Origin of the sequence: Novipirellula artificiosorum (assembly GCF_007860135.1) — a bacterium.
Lineage (GTDB): Bacteria > Planctomycetota > Planctomycetia > Pirellulales > Pirellulaceae > Novipirellula_A > Novipirellula_A artificiosorum.
Genome location: NZ_SJPV01000010.1, coordinates 103,215 through 125,142 on the forward strand (window position 1 = coordinate 103,215; position 21,928 = coordinate 125,142).

Here is a 21,928-nt window from a genome sequence, read left to right on the forward strand (position 1 = left end):
CGCAGGAAGCGTGCCAGCGTTGACGGGACCACCGCCTGCACCGGAGCCGCCCCATTCAGCGTCACCCCATTGTCCACGTGTTCGCAGTCACCGCGCACTGCACCGGAGCACTTCGATTAAGTTCAACGAGTTGCGATCAGCGGGGACCGGGAGTTGAGGATCCATTCGTAAAAACTGACCACCGGTCCTTATGGTCACCCGCATCCCAGCATAATGACTTGATTGTGCCAGAGCCAGCTTGCAGCTCAAGGCGACGTTCAAGTCGATAAAAACAGATGCGGACGAAAATTCCCTTTGACTCGAACTACCCTAATTGGGGTGTCGGATGGGCCGACGCCTCCGTTGCATCCGATGGTTATGCCGTGATTAGTCGAGCATGTCCCGTTCGATCTGAATGCGAATTCGCTCCGATCTCAAAAGCAGCAATCGAGAATCTGCGGCGAGGTCGTTCTTGGCACTACGTCCGGGACTAATCGGTGCGAGTGTCTTAACTTCAGCAACCTCAATCTGCTGGTCATACATCTTGAGCAATTCTGAAAGGAGGCTCTGCTTCTGATCATTGGACTGAGCGTAGTCAAGCCGAGCATTAACGACATCCATCTGCGCCGCAACCATATCCGACCTGCTACCAACGTTCGCCTTTACGTAGCGCTCGATGGTCGACACTCGCTCTTCAAGCAGCTCGATACGCTTCTGCTGCAACGCGATTAAATCGTCCTTCGCCTGAGGATTGTCGCCCTTCTCAGCCTGAGCGTAGTAGCCGAACCCCACCAGTCCCAACATGACGAATGCAGCAAACAATGGTCGAGTCATCACAAGAATTTCCTGAAGGTATAGTCGTTACCCGTCACCGGGACGCCGCCAAAAAACGATGCTTTCGGATCCGCGTGATCGGCGCCTCGGGTTCACCGCTTTGTTCTGCCTATTTGGTATCGCCGCGTGACGCGACTCTCTCCTGAGGTGGCGGCGCAATGATGACTGCCACGTATGGGAGCCCTTCTTCGATCTTTATCCGCTTTCCTTCTTTGCCAACAAGCAACCGCACGGGGCCAACTGCTCGACTACCTGGTTCATCCGGCAGCCTGATGTTCGCCTCGCCACCGACTGGCGTAAAGCCACCAACGCTGACCAGCAAGCGACCGTTTTCCCGTTCAGGAATGTCTCCGCCGACAGGGCAATAGGGGAGTTTGCCGTTAAGAGGAACGCAATTGTCTACGATATCGTCCGCAAGCAGCCCATCACAAACAGGCACCCAGTCTGTGACAGCAAAGTATTCGGACTCGCCCAGTTGTTTGAGCTGCTCTGCAACCCAAGACTCAACGACGGGGCCGTCCTGCTTCGGAGTGTGAGGGGTGATGGGCACGATGACTTTGACGAACACTTGGTTGAACCGTTCACGCGCGCTCGACTCCGGCGTGGGGGCCTGAGCGGGTAACTCGGTAGCAATAGCCGCGACCATGTTGAAGACCAGTAAACAAACGAAGCTGGGACGCATCATTTTGGACCTCGCTATGTGTCAGTTGTAGGCATAACACCGACCGTCACCAGTGTACGCGAAGAAGGGAACGAGAGCGAGTAAAAACAACGCCGTGATGATTAACACAGCAACCAGATGCCTAGGCAGGACAGCTAGTCACTAAGGCGTGCGAAGGCTAATAATGAAGCAAATCCGACCAGTGTGGCGATGATCCAAAACGGAACAGTAAGGAAAACGTACAGATTTCCATCTGTTCCGTATCTCACACCAAGCACCGGTTCGCTCATGGATGAGACAGCACCAACACGATTCTGCGGAGGAGATTGTTTTTCTGTCATGGTGGTGGCCATACTTGGGGGCCGTCGCTGGCATAGAAATGAATGGATTGGCCGTCGGCGGATAGGGCGAATTGGTCTTTTGAGTTTGTGAGGCTGGTGAGGATCGCAACATCGACATGCCCGTTATCGGTATCCCATAGCGTCCAAAGATTCCAATTTGCTGGCGACAGATAGCGACGACCGTCATCGGAAAAGAAGCCGTTGTCGCCTGCGGGTCCGGCATGGCTCCAAAGGCGACGAACACTTGTCGATTCCGCATCATCGATCTCCCACATCGTTAGCCAGGTCCGCGATTGCGCGTAGGGTTGCCCCGCCAGGATTCGTTTTCCATCGGGAGTGAAGATGAACCAGCGAACCGGCAAGTCATTGACGATGGTCTGGATTGGCTCGAGGGTCAAAGGATCACAGAGTGAAATTTCCGTGTCGGGATATTTGCCCATTGCGATCAAACGCCCATCGGGACTGTATTGTGCACTGCGTCCCGCACCCGCCGGAGTTGAGCGGAGTTGGCCGAGCGACTTACCGGTCGCGATTTCACGCAAATCAATGCTGTTGTTATCGACTCGAAGTAGCAGCGTTCGTCCCAGCGGATCCATGTCGATGGCCGTGCCCCAGCGGGCATCAATGTCTTGAATCTTCCCTAACCGTTCTCCTGACTCGACGTCGTAGATATCGACATGTATTTTACCCGTGCTGTGACCTTCGACATCACGCACAATGAAAACGCAGTCTCCATCCGGTGAAATCACGGCGGTTTGGCCGGATGCACGAATCGGCCAACTTTGGACTTCCTCGTAATTGGAATCAAATACTTTGACGAAAGGTTTTGCAAACTTGGTAAACAGCAGTCGCTCACCGTTGCTACTTTGGCTTGATGGGCCGCTATATGCCGAGGGCACGCCGTTCGGTCGCCGAGGTACTTCGCGTCTTCGTAACGCTTGGTGGGCATTGCGATTTTGCTGTAGCCACGGATCCACCGACGCGTTGTGAAAATGGACTCTGCTTGTATCCCCCACCTTGACGACATCCCATTGGGCGGTGCCCTGGGCAGGACTGGGTGGCGGTGTTGAGGAAGCCGCTTTGCCCGGCGTTTCATTGGTTGTCTCTGTCTTTTGTGCCGACGTAAACTCACTGGCAAGTTGAGCCGGTTGGATATCAGGATCGACCACGCCGGCGATGTTCCAAATTGCGATGCCATCGACGCCGGCGCTAGCCATCAGTTTTCCATCCGAGCTGATATCAACGCAATCGATCTGGCTATGGTGTCCCTTATAGACCCACAAGCACTCACCCGTTTCCATGTTCCACAAACGCACCGTGCCATCGTTGGAACTCGTTGCCAAGCGATGTCGTGGCGAGTCAATCGCTAGCGATGTAACCACCGCAGTGTGTCCTATTAGCGGTTGAACTTGATGGGTTTCACGATCGTACAGCCAAGCCCACCCGAAACTGGATTTGCTAGTACGCGTTTGCGGGTTGCGATGGTCGATAACGCCGCACGCCGCGATCTGAGAACCGTCGGCCGTGTAGGCCATGTCGAGCACCCGTCCTGGGACCTCACCAATTCTTCCCAACAGCCCTGCACTCGCGATATCGAATTCCTCAATGGATTGATCCGAGGCGGCAGCAAATTGCTTGTCCGAAGGATGGATGGCAATAGCAGCCGCATAGCGATGCAGAATCCTCGGCGAATCCGGTGCCTCCGGTTGAATGATCAAGACACGTGCATCGTCGATTGTATTGTCACTGGTGGGCTGTGATCGGACAATGGAGCGGGCGTCTTTGGTAATCTCGGTGCTACGCGCTGCGTACGGACTACACTCGAGATAGAGATCCCAGAAGGGCTTACCTGATTTGACATCGAAAAGGCTCAGGCTTGGATGTCGGCTACTAAAAAGCGTCTTGCCATTCTGTACAAATTGGTCGGCCGGCCCGATACGCGAGGAAGAGGACAACCCAGACCGAAGATCCGTCAGAGACGAACCGGAATAGATCGACGGTTCGTTTGCCTTGAATTGAACGTGCGTCTGAGCGACCCGATAGCGGCCGAGTGGCGTGATTGCTTCGCCGGTGTTCACGTTGCGTAGCGAAAATGGTTCTTGTAACGCAACGACCTGATCCGAGCCAGGTAGGAAAACAACGTCGCCGATTCGATAACTGAAAAACGCCTGTGGCAGCGTCGTGATCGACGTTGATGTCGTCGCGTCCCAGCCCAATAAATAGAAGTCAACGTCCTCATCGAGCCCCGTTGGTTTCTCCAGCGCCCCGAAGATTCGATCCCCTTCGGCGTCGTACATCGCTTTTGCAAATGGAAACTCGTCATCGGTCTGTTCAAAAGTGATTCTCGAAGACGCGATGTCCCACTGCGTGATCCGGCCAATCGGATTCTTTGATGGCGGTGAGTCGGATGCCTCATCAGGAGCTGCCTTTGATCGCGGAACCTCACTGGCAATCAAGATCTGATTCGAGTCCGGTCGAAAGCAGAAGTCACGCAATAGGTCAGGATGATGAAACTCGTTTTGCAACCTGCCCGTTCCCGCATCATGGATGGTGATCTTCGTTGGTTGATCGATTTTTCCGACTGCGATCCGTTTGCGGCTTTTGCTCGCAATGACCTTCGCGGCGCGTGCAAACTCTACGAGTACTTCGGAATGCTGAAGATCCCATAGTTCTCTGGTTCCATTGTACAGAGGGTCGCTTGATCCGGTGTACTGCACAAGCAGCCGTGTGGCATCGAGCAAAAACTCAATCGACTGCACCTTAGCTTTTTCAGGAACGAAGATGGAAAGTGATTCCGTGCCATTGGTGCAATCGAAGACACGGATGACGCTTGGTGAATGGTAACTGGTTGCCTGAGAAAGATCGGTGACCGCAATTCGTGATCCGTCGTGGCTGATCGCTGCCGCGAAGGGCGGTCGTTCGTTGGTTTGATTCGGCCATGGAGAGGGAAAAGATTGCAGCGGTCGAAACGATTGAGTATCCGATACCGACGTCACGGAATCCGACACCGTAAGGACTGTTTTTCCATCCCCACTGTAGAACGCCAAGACTTGCCGCGGCCAAGTGTGAATTCGTTTTCCCGACGGCAATGCGTAGGCATGCGTGACCGGCGGAGCCGAAACGATCACTTGTCGTCCATCTGGGCGAACGGCCATTGCAACGGGGGCCGCCGTGCCAAGATCGACCCACATCGGACTGTCGATCGATGACGATTTCGGTTCGGCAGCGACAGGAGGCAGATCCTGGGGACGCTGGCAACCCGTCAAGGCTGCAAGGGTTAGGAAGCCGATGAGTGAACGTAGGGATTCTTGAAACACTTGCCCAACTCCGAGGAAGCATCCGGGTCAACGAGGTGTCTGCATTTGCATTTCCAATTTCGGCTTCCATGTACCTTGGTTATCACGCGTGAGACCCTGATCGTTCGTCGAGACGAACCACTGAAATAGTTTTTCACGCAATTCTGCTTTCGTTCTGTTATGCCCAGCGGATGCCGCGAGGTTGTGGAGTTCCCATGGATCCTGCTGAAGATCATACAACTGCTCGACCTCTTTCTCAGGCCTAAAGAAATAGGCCTGAGCCGCATTCAACTTTCGGGACCGATTCATTTGTCTCAGCAGTGGCAGGATCGGTCTGACATTGTCCGTATCGAGATATTTTTGACCGGCATCATACGGGACTTCGGGCATGAAGTTGTGAATGTACTTGTACCGCTCACCGACGATCACACGGCTACAATCGACGATCTCGTCCCAGCGGTCGCGGGCACAGAAGACGTATTGTTTGCTTTCGTATCCAGGATTGGCAAGGAATGCCTGGCCCTGCATTTGGGCAGGCTTCTCGATACCTGCGAGCGCCAAAATCGTGGCGGTCAGGTCAATGCCGGAGACAAGGTCATTCACGGTCTTGCCTTGCTCAATCCCTTTACCCCAAATGATCATCGGACACTTGATGCCGTCCTCAAAGAGATAACCTTTGCCGCGAATCTGACAACGACCATTGTCACCGATCCAGATGAGAATCGTACGATCGAGTTGCCCTTTTTCTTTCAGGTCCGCAATGATCTGACTCGTTTCCAGATCTGCCTGTTCGATCTGATCAAGGTACGTCGCCCAATCCAGTCGAACCTCCGGTGTATCGGGAAGATACGGCGGTATTTCGACCTCGCGTGTGCTGACGGGAAGTTTCTTGCTCGCGCGCAAATCTTGCCAGCGTGAGTCGTTCGCTTGGCGGTGCGTCACTTGAAGCTGGATTTGCTGAAAGAACGGTTGTCCCGGTTTTGGGTTCGATTTGTCAAACAAGGGTTCATCGAGACGCACATTGATATCGGTTTTGCCGCTTTTGCGCTGGATGACTTTCGAGCCGACAAGGTTGACGTAACCGGCTTGCCTCAGATAGTGCGTCATGTAGTGCAGTCCCGATGCACCTTTGACGTTACTGCGATGGTTGTGCCCATTGCAGGAAGTCTGGTACATGCCGAGCATCAGAGCCGTACGGCTGGGCGAACAAATCGGTGAATTCGTGTAGAAACGTGTGTAACGCATCCCGTCATCAGCCAACTTGTCGAGCGTCGGCGTTTTTACACCCTTGGTGCCGTAGCATGCCAAGTCATTGCCGATGTCTTCCGCCATAATCAAGACGATATTGGGGCGGTCAAAATCTTCGCCAGCGTGCGCCGATGTAGCGAGGGTCAAAACGCTGGCGATCGTCAGCACGGTGAACACCGCTGGTAGTTGATTCATTGTCTTGCCCCATCGGTAGAAATCTTGGCGCGAAACAGACACTCATCAGGGATAACCTGTTTTGCGGTGTCGGGACCGGACCATTGCAATGTCAGTGCCGGGGTATCGTCTGCGGTTCGATAGTAGAGCGTGAAAGGATGCAGCCCCGCCTTGAGCAGGATTTTTCCGCTGGCCTCCGATCCGTCATGATTGAAGTCGTCATCGATTACTTGAGACTCATGAATACGCAGGTGAGTGCCGGCATCCGAGGTTACGTAGAAAGTCCATGCCCCGTCGGCAGGAACTTTCAAAAAGCCTCGGTAGCAAAGCCCGGCGTCCTTCGAGCGTGACAAGTCATTCGTCACGTCAATTGCAACCACGTTTTTTGTACCGAGCGGCTTCAATTCATCGAATTCCGGCACCCAGGGCCACAAACCTTCGTAGGCGGCAACGTCGACACCGGATGTCACATCAAGAGTGACCGGGGGGACAAGTTCCGCGTCATAGGGGCGAGACTCTGTTTTGTCCGAACTTGGATCGAATGGATCGTCCTTTTCAATCTGACGAACCCGAAGCACACGGTCTTTCATCCGCTGTTGTAGCTCGGCGAAGTATTCTGGCCGATCGTTGTTCGGATCGAGAAAGAGATTGGTTGCTTCTTTGAGGTCCTTGCCGACATCGTAGATCTGGAAGTCGTCGGCATGCGAACGGATGCCATTACGAATGCCCTTGTAGCCATCCAGAAAAATGACTTGTTGGTTACCACGAGGATCCTTGGCGTGATGAATGAATTCAGGATAGCTCGGGGTGTTTCCGTTCTGCTTGAACTCGACGTACACGATCCCGTCACGTTGGTTTCCGTTTCCGGTTAGAGTGGGCACCAGTGAGACACCATCACTTCGAGCCGGCGTCGGCCTCTGAGCCAAATCGCAGAAGGTTGCCATCCAATCCTGAAACTGTGAAGGAGTGTCGTTGGTCTGCCCCGCAGTAATCTTCTTCGGCCACCAGGCGAGCGTCGGCTGACGCAATCCACCCTCATAACAATCGCGTTTGATTCCCTCGAACGGGCCAAACGAGTCGAAGGCACTCGCGTCATAGTGGCCACCCGAAAGGTAATGTACGTCGTGTGGGCCGTTGTCGGCACTGAAAACCACCAACGTGTTGTCGTCAATCTGCAGGTCGCGAAGCGTCTGAAGTAGGTCGCCGACACAGTCGTCCATGCGTCGAACAAGTGTGGCAAAACGCTCTTCCTCATCTGTCCATCCCTTGCCCACATAATCCGGATGACGCCATGAATCGACATCTCCACTGGCCGTATTGATCATGTGCCCCGGCGTACCCATCCACTGCACACCACCCTTTGTTCCAGCGCCTTCGGGATAAGCGGAGGTCGGAAGCTGTAGTGCGGCGTGCGGCGTGTCGAACGCAAGGTAAAGGAAGAAAGCCTGTTCGGCGCTAGCGGCGTGATGATCAATGATCCATTTCTTGGCTCGCGCAGTGAATAGATCAGGCGTGAAGCACTTGTCCAGATCGGCCGAGATCTCACGGTCGTTTTCGTACAGTTCTTTGGGACTTCGATGTGGTTTCGAGTTGCCCAACCGCCATTCATTGGCTGGGTAGTGCTGGTGCCCATCGGCGTGCCGCACGTAACCATGAAAGAAATCAAACCCGCGTTTGGTCGGATAAGCCGTCCAGGTTGCGGGGGACGTGCCTGCGCCTTGCAGGCCGTACTTCCCGATCAGAGCCGTTGCATATCCGGCCCGCTGAAGTGTGTTCCCAAGCGTGAAGTTATGTTCCAGGGCGTTGTCGAAGTCTGTATTTCGAATGGTACAGTGGCCTTGATGCACGCCCGTGAGTAACGTTCCTCGCGCTGGCGCACAGACGGGCGCCCCCGTGTAGTGCTGGTTCAGAATCAGTCCCTCGGCCGCCATCCGATCAAAGTTCGGCGTGGCAAACTTTTTGCTTCCTGCAACCGAGTTCTGCCAAAGCACGCCAAGGTCGCCATAGCCGAGATCGTCTGCCAGAATGAAAATGATATTTGGTCGATCGAGCCTTTGTGTAGGATCGTTTGGGTCCAATCCCTTGGCTACTTCCACTGCGTCGGGCGTACCGTCTCGGTCCGAATCGGCTTGATTGGGATCGACATCCCGCTCGACGGGTTTGACGAGAACTTCGTCAATGCTCATTCCGCCTTGACCGAGCGTCGACAGGCGGATTTCGTTGGCACCCTGCTGAAGTCGCTGACGAGTCGTCCACGTTTTCCAATGGCTCCTCCAGCTGCCGGTGTTCTTGAGCAGCATCTTGGTGACGACGACTTCTCCATTGAGTTCAAGCCGCATGGGACGACCGCCCTGGGGGTCTTCGCCTGTGTAGCGAAAGACGAGATCGTAATCGGTGGCATCGCCATCGTTTTCGATAAACCAAGTGATGGCACCTTCACCCGGCAGTTCGACATAGCCGTCGCCGTGAAACGCTGAGCCTTGTTTGCTCTTGCGTGTGACGCCAGAAAGTTGCGTCTTTTCAGCCTGTTCGCCTTCTTCGCCCCACTTCTCGCTTGACTCCGCAATCGCTTGTTTGCCGCCCCAATCGAAACCTTCGTTCTCGGCAAAACGTTCTTCGAGATCGAGGATGCGCTGGTTGTCGACGAAGACGGCCGCTTTGACAGTCGTCCCCAACGGGACGGGAAACGCATGCTCGTACCGAACCGATTGGTGTGTCGGCTTGGTGCCGTCGGTTGTGTAGAAAACTTGAACCTTCGCGGAAGCGGAACTTCCCCGCAAAGCCAGTTGCTGCACATCAATGCTGACACGATCCGAGGTGATCTGCCGTTTCTCGCCACAGATGGCAGCAGCCGTGAGCGTGATGGGCCCTGCTTCATGCGTCGCCTCGACGTAGGCCTTGGCCAGTCCGAAGAAGGTGACGCGACTGTTCACGTTGTAATGGGGCTCGACATCGATAGGGCTGCCGCTGCCGAGCGCACGCAACCGGGCGGGACCATCGAGGTAAAAGTAGACACGGTTCTCGCCGTAGGGATAGAAGCTGCCTTCGGCGTCCTGCTGCGCAGCAGTAACCTGGGCAATGTCTTTGCCGTCGACTGCCAATTGGGGTGTATCGCTGGACAGCGCCACGCGTGCCGGCGTTGCTGCGGTACGATGAACGGCTTCGGCTACGGCCTTGCCACCTCGATAGCCGATGGCCTTCAATTGGCCGGGTGTCCAGGGCACGAGCCACTCGCACTGCATCTCGTCCCACTCGGTACCTGGCTTGTCACGACCGAGCGACTCTCCGTTCAAAAACAGCTCCACCTCGTCGCAATTGCTGTAGGCCCAAACCGGAATCTCCGTTCCAGTCGTCATGGTGGGGTGCGTCCAATGGGGCAGCAGATGCACCATGGGTTTGTCGGTCCACTGGCTCTGGTAGAGATAGTAAAGGTCTTTCTCGAAGTTGCACAAATCGATGGCACCACCCATGAATGCTTTGAACGGCCAGCCGCCATGCACATAACCGGCCTCGCCAAGGTAGTCGTGACCGGTCCAGCGGAACTGGCCGCTCCACCAAGGTAGATCGCGAACCTGCTGCCAAGCCTGGCGCGCCGAGATCCGCACCGTGCCGTTGTCGTAGGACGAATTGAATATTTGCTTCTTCGCGTTCGTTTTATTCGCCGCTTCGGTCCAGTCCAAGAAGAAGATTTCGTCGAGCGTCAAATCCGGGATGAACGAGGGCTTTTGTTTCGGGTTCGGATACCCGTCACGGTACCAAGTCTGCGTTTTGTAGAAGCCCCTCACCTGCCAGGTGTGAGGATATTCCGTCGCCACGAATGGCTGATCGATTTTGGCACCGTGCGTTCGGGGAAAGGTTGAGACTTCGGATCGCCCGTTTTCTCCATGCACATCCATCGAACGGGAGTCGCTGCCGCCGGAAGTGACCTGTCGAGTTGGATCGAGCTCGTGGCAAAGGTCGACAATCCACTTGCCCATTGGCACGTCGCTGCGTTGGGTTTCGTTGCCGACACTCCAGATGACGACGCTCGGATGGTTGCGATCACGGCGTATCCAGTCGCGCAAGTCGCGGCGCCACCACTCGTCAAAATCATAGGCGCCGTAATCGGCGGGAGCTTTGCGTTTCCAGCCGTCGAAAATTTCATCCATGACGAGGATCCCCATCTCATCACAGAAGTCGTAGAAGGCTGGTGTTTGCGGATTGTGGGACGTCCGAATGGCATTGCATCCCATGTTCTTGAGTTGTTGCAACCTGAATCGCAGAATTTTGTCCGGTACTGCCGCGCCGAGCGGTCCCGCGTCTTGGTGGTTGCACACACCCTTCAGCTTGACGTTCTCGCCGTTCAGCCAAAAACCGGATTCGTTCCTCCAGTTGACCGTTCGGATACCGAAGCGCGTTTCGTAGCGGTCGATGCAGCGCTGGCCGAGGTAGATTTCACTGATTGCCGTGTAGAGGGTCGGGCTCTGACAGGACCAAAGTTGCGGTTTGGCCAATTGAATCCGCTGCGTGATCGATTCGGTGGTTTCGGCGTCGACCGTCCTATTCACCGTGTCACGGGCAACTTCATGTCCCTCGGGATCGAGGATCAAATTGCGCACTTCAACGGCCTCGTCCGAGGGACCCGCGTTGGCGATTTCTGTATCCATCATGAGAACAGCAGAATCGGAACCCACCTCCGCACGCACGAAGGTCCCCCACGGCGAAATGTGGACCGGATCGGTCACCGCCAGCCGCACCGGCGCGTAGATGCCGCTGCCCGTATACCAGCGTGCGGCGTTTTGCTGCGAGTTGTCGACGCGCACCGCGATCACGGCCTTGTCCTGGCCAGCGACAGCCTCGGTGATGTCATACCCAAAAGAAATCCAGCCGTAGGGTCGATGCCCCAACTCGACGCCGTTGACCCACACGGTGCTCTTGCGAAAGACACCGTCGAATTCGAGCCAGAGTCGCTTCCCTTGCCAGGATGCCGGCAGGTCGATCGTCTTTCGATACCAGCCGATGCCCGCCTGTACATAGCCCGCATTGTCGCGCGTCGGATGATCGGAGGCGTAATCCCCTTCGATGGCCCAGTCGTGAGGAAGGTTGACCGTCCGCCATGCGTCGTCGTCGTAGTCCGCTGCCTCAAGCCCTTCGGGTCCGAGTTTCAACGGCCCCTCGGCCTCTGCGTCGTTATAGATTTCATAAAAAGTGAAGCGCCAATCGCAATCGAGCTCCACGCTTTCTCGCACAGCCCCCAGCGATAGATTCGAGGATCCAATCAGAAGGATGACCAAAACGGAAAAGACAGAAATGTTTTTCATATTGGATGACTCACCTTTTCTCGAACGCATGACGACAAGGCAAAGGCCAATGAAGACCTTACGACCCAGGGCTTGGAAGGAATCATGACGGGTGGAATCGCCGCTACGAACCGCGATGATTTCTCCCGGGACTTCGAGGGCGAACTTCAATCCGATTGTCGGATCGCGGCACCATTGTATTCCATCGCCGTTTCATTTGCTGTCTTTGCGCGCTGAATTGTGAATCGTCCGCAAGAGGGGTCCTTTCGAATGGATCGATCGCGGAAATCGCTGTGGATGATCGGTTCCTAGTGCATCATCCCGTCTTGCTTTTGGGATGGATGAAGCACTAAACGCCGAGGATGCGCCGATACAGCGTCAGATAGGCGTCCGCCATCCGATCGATGGTAAATCGATCCGCGACGGCGCGGCGGACGCTGCGGCGGTCGATCTCGTTGATACGCTCGATTGCCTGATGTGCTTCGTCAAGGCTGTCGACCAGAAAGCCAGTGACACCATGCTCAATCAGCTCAGGCATCGATCCGCGCCGCGAGGCGATAACGGGTGTGCCACAAGCCATCGCTTCGATCACCGACAGCCCAAAGGGCTCTTCGAAATTGATCAGGTGCAAAAGCGCCCGTGCAGCGCCAAGGGCGTGTAGCCGCTGCGTCCCACCGACTGCCCCATGATACGTGACCGACACGCCGTCATCGGATGGCTGGACCTCCTGTTCATAATAGTCGGTGTCCTGCACGATGCCGTACATGTGGAGATGGCGCCCGCTTGCTCGAGCGGCGACGATCGCCTCCGCAGCGCCCTTGTCGGGGTGGATGCGTCCGAAGAAAAGCAGATCATCACTGCCGACCGGATGGAACGGAAAATCGTCGATCGGAATGCCATGATGAATCGTCGCAGCGTAGCGCAGATCCGGATGACGATCGGCGTCCGAAATGGCGACATAATGAACCACTTCCTGGTATTCCACATACATCGGCAGGATGCGATCGGACGAGAAGCCGTGGATCGTCGTCACGATCGGCGTGTCGGTCAAACGCGCGAAAGCGTGGGCAGGGAAGTCCGCCTGATTGTGAATCAGATCGAACTGGCCGGCTTGCTCGAAGAGGTGGGCTAGATGGCGGAATTCCCAGACCTTCGCGTCGATCGATGCATCGTCCCCATAAGGCGCTGGAACGACGCCATCGAGCGTTGCGGACGTGATGCTGTCAAGCGTGGCGAAAAGCGTCACATCGACCCCGCGCTCGACGAGCGCCTCGGTCAGCATACTGGTGACGAGTTCCCAAGGGCCGTAGGTTCTCGGCGGCGTGCGCCACGCGATCGGGGCAAGCATTGCTACGCGCATATTAGTGTTTCTCTTTCAGTCGCAGTAGGAGACCTTCGTTAGGGGCGAGCGCAGCGTCCAGCGGACGAAGCGCCCAGGTCGATGGTGGCAAGGTCGATGCAAGAACCTCTTCGACACAAGTATCGGTCGGCAACATCAGGGTCCGCATGGCGTCGCTAAGGTTCAGCGCGATCAGCAGGCACTCGCCGGCATGCCGCCGCTGGTAGGCGAGTACGTCCTCCGCTGCGTCGACGAGCTTGAAGTCGCCGATTGCGAGTGCGTCGTGTGATCGTCGCAGTGCGAGCAGAGATCGGTAGAGAGACAACAGTGAGTTGGAATCCCGATCTTGTATCTCGAAGTTGCGCTCCCGCCAGTCCTCGTTGAGTGGAAGCCACGGTTCGACCGTGCTGAACCCCGCATAGGCCGAAGCATTCCAAGGTATCGGCGTGCGCGAACGATCACGACCGATCCCCAGACCGGGCTGACGAAGATCCTGTGGGTCTCGCACCCGATCGGGCGAGATCTTCACCTCGCCAATGCCGATTTCGTCGCCCTGGTACATCGTTGGCGTGCCGCGAAGCGTCAGCAGAAGCATTGCGGCAACGCGTGCCTGCGTCTCACCGATCCGAGCAGCGATCCGCGGTGCATCATGGCTGCCGATCACCCAGTTTGGCCAACCGAATGCTGGCAGCGACGCCTCGTAGGCGGCAATCATCCTTCTGAGCGAGGCTGCGTCCCAGGCGTTTTCGATGAGCTGGAAATTGAAAGGCAGATGGACTTGAAGACGATCCGGTGTGCCGTACCATCGCGCATGGCGATCGTTGGGTAAACAGATCTCGCCGATCAGGACACGGTCGCCATAGCGGTCGGCTAGCGCGCGGAACTCCGCAGAGATCGCATGCGCTTCCGGCTGGTCGGTCGAATAGACCTGGACCAGCCGGTCGCGCTGCGTGCAATCGGGCGTCCAGTGCGTGTTGATCGGATTGTCGGGCAGCCCTTCGGCCTTGATAATGTGCCAGAGCACGTCAATCCGGAATCCATCGACGCCGCGGTCCAACCAAAATCGCAGCACCGTCACCATCGCTTCACGCAGCTCCGGTTTTCGCCAGTTCAGATCGGGTTGCGACGCGAGGAAAGCATGAAGGTAGTATTGGCCTGTCGTCTCGTCCCACTCCCAGGACGAGCCACCGAAGTCGCTAATCCAGTTGTTCGGTGGTCCTCCATCCGGCGCCGGATCGCGCCAGATATACCAATCACGTTTCGGGTTGTCACGCGACCCCCGACTTTCGACGAACCATGGATGTTGGTCTGACGAATGATTGGGAACAAAATCGAGCAGAAGCCTGAGGCCGCGATTGTGGACCGCCGCAAGCAATCGGTCGAAACCGGCGAGATCGCCGAACATTGCATCGATGCCGCAAAAGTCAGCAACGTCGTATCCAAAATCCGCCATGGGGGAGGGATAAATCGGTGACAACCAGATCGCATCGATGCCAAGCCCAGCGAGATAATCAAGCCGCAACTCGATTCCGGCAAGGTCACCCACGCCATCCGCATCGCTATCCTGAAACGAGCGGGGGTAGATCTGATAGATCACTCCGCGTTCCCACCAAGGAGTCTGTCGTTGTCCTTCGCGCACCAAGTTGACCGATCCCAGTTCGTTTGAATTACGAAGAAGCGTCCCGCGTTCGATCCATCAGGCTCGAACCGAATTGTCCCTACGAAAGGACAAGCGGTCGCCACACTGATTGGGCAGGTCTCCCGCACACGTCATCCCACTCTACCATCCTGTCGCACAACTGGTGTTGCCAACGAGCTGATCAGCGTCAATCTAACGGAGCACAGATGGCCCTAAAGCAACTCTGCTTCGCGGCTTCAAATGCGTTTCATTGGACAAACCGTCGTTAAAACCTGCGATTCGTCGCTCGTGAAGGTGACGTACAACGGGGAGTTCATCACGAGCGGCAAGCCGAAGGTGAACGCCCCCCTCAAAGAATGATCCTGAAAGGCTCGAAAATCGCAGACAGATCTGTCGCTTTGCCCGGATCGCATCGACGGCCACAAGCGTCAGATGGGATAACGACCAAACGAGATAATGACCAGAGCAGGTCAATCAGTAGGAGTCCCAAGTTTATGGGATTTCTACCTCCACCGGTTCCGCCGACACGGCGCTCACGCGAACCGTGTTGCCTTTCGTCGCGTGAATCAGTCTGATCGTGCGACTGGTCCCGGGTACCAGGTCAAAGTAATTGTCCTCGAACACCGTGCCAGACCCACCCGGAACCTCCAGGGTCACCTGTCGAGCAAAGTTGTCCGTGCTGATCTGAATCCCGTCCTCCACAAACATCACCTTGAGCGTGGGTCGGTGATGCACGTCCACGTTTCAAGACATGATAAACTGCTTGCGTCTGATTTGTACGTTCAACGGAGCAGGAACATTTCAGCAAGTATCGCTGGTGCCGGCGGAGCTGCGTTTGTGCCGGGTGGACCGTTTTTTTGACAGCGGGACTGAGAGGAAGAGAAAGCTCATGATTCATATCAATCGTTTTTTGGTGCCATTGTTTTGGTGCTTGTTGTTCACTGCACAGGCTACATCGGTGTTAGACGCCGAGGGGTTCGACGATGACACGATGGATGTGGCGATCGGTGGATGTGGCGGCGTCTATCTGCTGGCTTCGCCTGGTGAACTGGTGATCGATGTCTACAAACGAGATCGAAATCGCGGAGGCCGCACGACGGAACTACGGGCGATTCTTGTTGGCCCCGATCGCCAAGTTTTACAAGAAGCCGTGATTCCTGACGACGAAAAACCCGCAGGTCATGGATGGGGGGAAGCTCAGCATGTGCGATTCACAACAACGGTGTCTCGAAAAGGGATCTTTGCACTGAATATCACGGTGTCGCAAGATCGTTATGGCAGTGAGATGGCGTGGGGTTTCCAAACGAACTGCAAGAAATACATGGTCGAGACCTCTCGGGGGCATCGAGACGAGCGACGCCAGGAACCGATCGTGTTATTGAATCCAAGTCGAGCTGGTGATGTCTGTTTCGTGCCGCGAGAAGGCAAGTTTGACATGGAGATCAGCGGTTTGTCGAACACCGCTGGTGAACTCTCGGTATTCGATGGCAACGACGAATTGATCCAGACGCTTGCGGTCGATTCGCAAGGCAAGACGACGCATTCCTTTCCAGCCCAGACACATCGCGACGCACTTCCGTGGCGACTGCATTTACCATCCTACCAAGCCACGATTCAGATTGACGGTGTGACCCGTTGGGATTCAACTGATCCCTACGTGAATCTACCGTGCTGGACTCCTGACCCCACGTCCTACTTTTCCTTGTTGCCTTACCGGTGGCTTTTGACGCCTTACCGTACAACGATACACGCTCCGCCGGGCGAACAACGCCAAACGCGATTTCGGCTTCACAACAACGGATCTTCACCGACAACCATCGAACTGAATCTTGAGTTTGACGATCAGAATTGGCCGGTAGAGCTATCCTCACAACAAGTGCAACTGGCTCCGAGACAAGCGGCGGAAGTCACGGCCACCTACTGCGTTCCCACCGATGGAGAAGCAAAGGTTTGTCACATTCGAGCAACGCCAACCGACTGCCCCGAGCTTTCGACCTACTCGACACTGAGGGTCACAGCGGAGCCACCGCTGGCATCCCAACCACTTGAGATGCCCATCGTGCTGAAGCCTTACCAGCATGAAAACGAGTTGTATGGATATCAGCGAGACTATCCTTCGGAAAACCAAATGTACTTTGATGTTGAGAACCGACCTTGTCTGCAACAGGACGGCGAGATTGCCACGCTGGGCGATGAGCATTGGACCCAGTCGGATCTGTCGTCTGCAATCGAGTACTGCGATCCGCAATTGAAGGGTCAATCGATCAAAGCGGCGTCGACAAAAATCGCTTTCGATTCGAGCAACGGCATGTACGTATTGGCCAGGGCAGGGGGACAGGCCGTTCTGCTGCACTCGGTCAACCGTGGCCGCACGTTTTCTGCTTACGCGATTCCTGGCCCAGAGAAACAAGCGAGTGTGTTGGACATGGAGCAGTTTTCTGGGCACAACGTGTCGGACCAACCCCCAGCGATTGTTCGTTTCACTCGGACGGCAACTGATTCGAAATTGAAATGGCGACGGCTCAATGACCTGGAGTTGATTCTTCCCAAAAAGAATAACGGCCGAATCACGTTTGATCACTCGGTTCTCATTTCAAAGTCCTGCATCGGATTGTCTTCGCACTCCGGAATTCCATCGTCGGTTGTCTCTCGAGGCGACAAAGTCCATGTCGCTTGGGGTCAGGCTACCGATCCTGCGGAGCAAGTGCCGGGCGTCCCCGCGTACGTCGTGACCTTTGATCGCCGGACGGGGCAACTCGGGAAACCTGCACTCGTTGGCTATGGCCCGCCAGCGAACGATGTTCACAATTCACCCAGCATTACGATGGACAGCCGAGGAACCTTGCACGTCCTCTGTGGAACGCATGGACAGCCCTTTCCCTACTCACGTTCCTTGGCCACGAACGACGCTAGCTTGGGCTGGACCGACCCCGTGACCGTCGGTGACGGGCGACAAACCTACGTGGGCTTGGTCTGCGGCGCCGACGACACCTTGCATCTTGTCTTTCGGATGTGGAGACAGGGTGAGCAACCGCATCCAGCTAGCCATCATGCAACCCTTGCCTATCAACGAAAACCTCCCGGCCAACCCTGGGAAGCGCCTCGCGTTTTGATCGTCGCCCCGTTTTCGGAATACAGCATCTTCTATCATCGTTTGACAATCGATCGAAAAGGCCGATTGTTCCTTTCCTACGACTACTGGTCAACGTATTGGTTTTACCGCACCGACCATCAAGGCGACCGACGAGCGGTGATCATGTCGCCCAACCGCGGCACAACATGGAAACTGGTCGAAACGAGTGACCTGTAACCTACTGGTGCGTCAAGATCAAGAATTAGGGTTAAGGGGTCAGGACAGGTCCTGGCCTACGAATACAGCGTACCCTCATCTTGAATAGAAATTTGCTAGCCTGGGCTGTCAAAAATGGCTCATCCGACGGAAGCGCGCGGAACCCAGACTCGAGGTTTTTTGGAGGTATGGCTCCGGTGTCCAATGATCTCTTAGAAAAGAGTCCCCAACGGACGGTCGTCCGCCGGGAACCGGTAGCACCCTTGGCGCACCGTCGACCGGGATATCCCTTGTCAAGTTGCACCTCTGCAGAGCTCGACTCCGTTTCTACCGGCAACTGCACGATAACAAGTGAAAATAGCTCCTGCCAGCAATGATGGGACACCGGAGAGATGCCTCGAAAACCTCCTGCGCACGCTTCCGCCGGATGAGCCTCAAAAATTTGGTGTTGCGGCCTTTTCGATGGGCTCGATTCTGTTCCTAGTGCGTTGTCCAGATCAAAAATTAGGATGAGACCGGACGGCTCGCGCCGTTCCGCTACAAGTTTTAGCGGTATTGAGCGTGAGCCCCCCGGTCCCTCGAACCCTATAATTAAAGATTGACAAAGCACTAGCGATCGGGCTGCCAATCCATCCCGAAGGGATTTCAAGCCATTAGCCGGGTGGTCGCTGCGTGGGACGTTCGGTAGAGATGTTTCGGAACTCTATTTTACCGCGAAGCGGTTAGACTCCAGAGCCCTGGGTCGACGCGCAGCGGCGCACCCTGGGGGCCACGGTGTCGACATCGTTTTCCTACGCCGCAGGCGTTGTACAATGACTTCCTACGCCGCAGGCGTTGTACAATGACGCCAACGCTGATTGGCATCATTTTGCGGCGTCGATGCCGTTCATTGTAAAACCTCTTCGAGGTATGCCGCGTGACGCGGTCGGTGACCTAGGGTGCGATCTGCGGCTTCGCCGCGGCGCGACCCTAGGCTCTGGAATACAACGCCAGCGGGCGAAAGAGCATTCCATAAAGCCCAAGATCCATTCAGTCCATTCGCTCGTGATCCCCAGGTGCGCTTCGCGACCTGGGGCTAATGGCTTGAAATCCCTTCGGGATGAAATCTTGCGTAATCTTAAATCGCCCCAACCCCGTATTTTTGACAACCCAGCACTCGAGTCAAACGGTGGGTCGTAGCAACACCTTTGAATGGGTATGCTCGCAGCCACAACACTCAACGACCCCAAAACGGAGGAACGTGCCGACATGCGATTGGTATCATGGAACGTCAATGGCATCCGCGCCTCGATGGACAAAGGGTTTCGTGACTTTGTCGAAAGCAATCCACCCGATGTGCTCTGTTTGCAAGAAACCAAAGCTGAGCGCAGCCAAGTGGATCTCAGATGGGCTGACGAACTTGGCTATCACCAGATATGGAACGGTGCCGAGAAGAAGGGATACAGCGGGACTTCGATTTGGAGCACAGTGAAACCGAGCAAAGCCACGCTCGGCATGGGAATCGAGCAACATGATCGAGAAGGCCGGGTGATTACGGCGACGTTTGGCGACTTCCATCTCGTCAATGTTTACACGCCCAACGCACAGCGTGGATTGAAGCGATTGGATTACCGGCAGCAATGGGATGCCGACTTCCTCGCCTACGTGAAAAAACTGAACCGGCGGAAGCCCGTCATCTTCTGTGGCGACGTCAATTGCGCCCACCAAGAGATTGACCTCGCCAACCCAAAATCCAATCGCAAGAACGCTGGATTCAGCGACGAAGAGCGAGCTGGTTTAGATCTAGTCGTCGAAGCTGGTTTTCTCGACTCCTTCCGGCAGTTCGAAAAGGGTCCAGGCCACTACAGTTGGTGGACCTACCGCAGCGACGCGCGAGCTCGGAACATTGGCTGGCGTTTGGACTACTTTTGGGTCGCCAAGAAATTATGGGGCCGCGTTCAGGGAGCTCGAATTTACAGTGAAATCCTTGGTTCTGATCACTGCCCCGTCGAGCTGACACTTTCGTCGCCTAAGGCATGAAGGACTGTGCGCAAGCGATGCCCACAAACAACAGAATCAACACGATGGGTCCGATCCGAGGAGGGATCCGCTTCCGCTATACGGATGGCACCATCGAGCTTCATTTTGTCTCGTCAACTCCCTCGCCCTGGAGTCTTGGCCAGGCATCAAACCGGCGATCGACCGGTTGGTTGTCGATACGCTCAATCACCCACCGGTGGCGTGGTGCACCGGTGTCGTAATCGATCCGACTCCCATTGGGCTGATGAAACGAATGTCTCAACACGTCGTCGTCGGGATTCGCTCTCTCCACAGCCTCCAGCACAGCTTGCGGATTCGAAGAACGCGTCAGATGAACGACACCCAAATGGGTGCTCGAATAGACGGCGATACATCGATCTTCGCTGCGGCGATACACCTTCCAAGTCTTGCCCTTCGCGTCTGGCAACCAGATCTTGGGAATCGAAACGGGACCGCCGGTGACGGCAAAGTCACGCCAGACGCCCGTGTTGTTCCACTGGCGGTAGTCCCCGCCTGGACCAGAGAGATGCAGTACCTGCGAAAGATCGGTGGCGTCGCCGTCATCAAGGATCAGCGTGATGGGCCGTGACACGAGCAAGGAACGCGCGCCCCGGTGGACGCCGCCTGCGGTAAGCAGATAGCCGGGACCTCCGCTATAGATTTCTGGTGAGCTCGAGGGACCGTGCCCGATTTGAACATAGTAGTCATTCGGTTTTCCGAGGATCCACTGCGCGGTTCTATCCGCTAACCGATAAGGTGACCAACAGGCCCAGAGCCCGACGTGATGGCTTTCCGTCACCTCGATGTTCTCGGGGCCGCTGGGCAATAAACTGATCCACGCCTTGATCAACGCCGTGTGCCGATCACCGGTCAGCCCCGTATCGTCGGCATGCTTCGGTTGCCGACGAAACGGTGGAAAGCGACGAAAGCTTAAACTGCCCAATGCGTAGTTCCAATTCAGTTGATCGAGCAAATCGCGTGCGGCTTGCTGTACCGCTTCCGAGCCAAACGCCTCCAGATTCAACAGCGCTGTCAGCGTATAGCCTTCGTAGGGAATCGAATTAAATTCGTAGAGTCCTGCGGTTCGCAATTCTTCCAGCAAATTCAGCAACCAGGGCTCCAAGGTGTTGGCGACGTTGTCGTGCACCGGCAATTGGCTGTTGTGGAGTGCCAGCCAACGATTTTTTAGGTAGCGTGAGCCTTCGGTCATCAGAAGATGGTTCTCGGTGTCTCGTACCAGTCCGAGCGTGCGCGGCACCATCACCAACGGTTCGCCTCCTTCGAGCGGCAACAATACCTTCAGCAAATGCTCTCGCGTTTCCGGATACAACACTTCGGGCTGATCCCCGAAAAGAAACAGAATCGGCGTGAGTCCCGCCATCGTGAAGTCATAATCCCCCTCGGGATGGCGTTCCCAAGTCGAGCCTGCCTCGCCCCACGGCGTCACACTCAAAAGATAGGCGTTCGCCGCATCCAGATCACGCTTGAGTAAGAATCGCCCCATCAAGGCGCGAGGCGTCCCAACCTTGCCATCAGTCTTCCATTGGCCCAGCGACTGTTTGGCCCAATACTCCATCAGACGATCGGTCGTCTGCGAACGATCCTGCCATTCCAAAGTTCGCAATGTTGGGACCACGATATTGCCGCTCTCAAGCGGCACATGTGAAAAAGGCGTCGCACCGACATAGTAGACCGCCATACGACCTAGAACCGCCAACACGATCAACAGGATCATGCAAGTGGACAGGATGAACCAGCGTCGTTTCGTTCGGCTCCTCTTCTTGATGGTCACTTCCGTGGATGTCTTCACATTGAATCCTTCATTCGGTT

At 55.8% G+C, this 21,928-nt stretch carries 12 protein-coding genes; 2 read left to right on the forward strand and 10 right to left on the reverse strand.

Annotated elements, in window-relative coordinates; translation table 11 throughout:
* Positions 1-366: 366 nt before the first annotated feature.
* The 9 genes from Poly41_RS23665 to Poly41_RS23705 all read right to left on the reverse strand — a co-directional run bounded on the left by Poly41_RS23665 (position 367) and on the right by Poly41_RS23705 (position 15,525).
* Positions 367-813 carry a hypothetical protein gene (locus Poly41_RS23665; protein ID WP_146529559.1) on the reverse strand — a complete coding sequence of 149 codons (447 nt, stop codon included), beginning with the start codon at positions 811-813 and terminating at the stop codon, positions 367-369.
* Positions 814-922: 109 nt separating this feature from the next.
* The gene (locus Poly41_RS23670) at positions 923-1,498 is read right to left on the reverse strand and encodes a hypothetical protein (RefSeq protein ID WP_146529560.1); all 576 of its coding nucleotides are present in this window, start codon (positions 1,496-1,498) and stop codon (positions 923-925) included.
* 131 nt (positions 1,499-1,629) lie between these two features.
* Positions 1,630-1,815 (reverse strand): hypothetical protein, encoded by a 186-nt coding sequence (locus tag Poly41_RS23675; RefSeq protein ID WP_146529561.1) that lies wholly within the window; start codon positions 1,813-1,815, stop codon positions 1,630-1,632.
* Positions 1,812-5,132, reverse strand: coding sequence for a WD40 repeat domain-containing protein (locus Poly41_RS23680; protein WP_146529562.1), 3,321 nt, complete (start codon positions 5,130-5,132; stop codon positions 1,812-1,814). Before Poly41_RS23680 ends, Poly41_RS23675 begins: the two co-directional genes overlap by 4 nt.
* A gap of 27 nt (positions 5,133-5,159) precedes the next feature.
* The gene (locus Poly41_RS23685; RefSeq protein ID WP_146529563.1) at positions 5,160-6,554 is read right to left on the reverse strand and encodes a sulfatase family protein; all 1,395 of its coding nucleotides are present in this window, start codon (positions 6,552-6,554) and stop codon (positions 5,160-5,162) included.
* Positions 6,551-11,833 carry a sulfatase-like hydrolase/transferase gene (locus Poly41_RS23690; protein WP_197231575.1) on the reverse strand — a complete coding sequence of 1,761 codons (5,283 nt, stop codon included), beginning with the start codon at positions 11,831-11,833 and terminating at the stop codon, positions 6,551-6,553. The genes Poly41_RS23685 and Poly41_RS23690 overlap by 4 nt, the downstream gene beginning before the upstream one ends.
* 328 nt (positions 11,834-12,161) lie before the next feature.
* A complete protein-coding gene (locus tag Poly41_RS23695) occupies positions 12,162-13,160 on the reverse strand; it encodes a glycosyltransferase family 4 protein (RefSeq protein ID WP_231615881.1) in 999 nt (332 codons plus the stop codon).
* Positions 13,161-13,173: 13 nt separating this feature from the next.
* Entirely contained in the window at positions 13,174-14,748 is a 1,575-nt protein-coding gene (locus Poly41_RS23700; protein ID WP_146529823.1) for an alpha-amylase family glycosyl hydrolase, read from the reverse strand.
* Positions 14,749-15,282: 534 nt separating this feature from the next.
* The gene (locus tag Poly41_RS23705) at positions 15,283-15,525 is read right to left on the reverse strand and encodes a glycoside hydrolase family 2 protein (protein WP_146529567.1); all 243 of its coding nucleotides are present in this window, start codon (positions 15,523-15,525) and stop codon (positions 15,283-15,285) included.
* 154 nt (positions 15,526-15,679) lie between these two features.
* Between Poly41_RS23705 and Poly41_RS23710 the strand changes: the two genes are divergently transcribed.
* Positions 15,680-18,100 (forward strand): BNR-4 repeat-containing protein, encoded by a 2,421-nt coding sequence (locus Poly41_RS23710; RefSeq protein ID WP_197231576.1) that lies wholly within the window; start codon positions 15,680-15,682, stop codon positions 18,098-18,100.
* 1,170 nt (positions 18,101-19,270) lie between these two features.
* Complete coding sequence (locus Poly41_RS23715; protein ID WP_231615882.1) at positions 19,271-20,098, forward strand: exodeoxyribonuclease III; 828 nt, start codon at positions 19,271-19,273, stop codon at positions 20,096-20,098.
* 100 nt (positions 20,099-20,198) lie between these two features.
* Here the strand turns inward: Poly41_RS23715 and Poly41_RS23720 are convergent, their stop codons facing one another.
* Positions 20,199-21,908 (reverse strand): hypothetical protein, encoded by a 1,710-nt coding sequence (locus Poly41_RS23720; protein ID WP_146529571.1) that lies wholly within the window; start codon positions 21,906-21,908, stop codon positions 20,199-20,201.
* Positions 21,909-21,928: the final 20 nt, after the last annotated feature.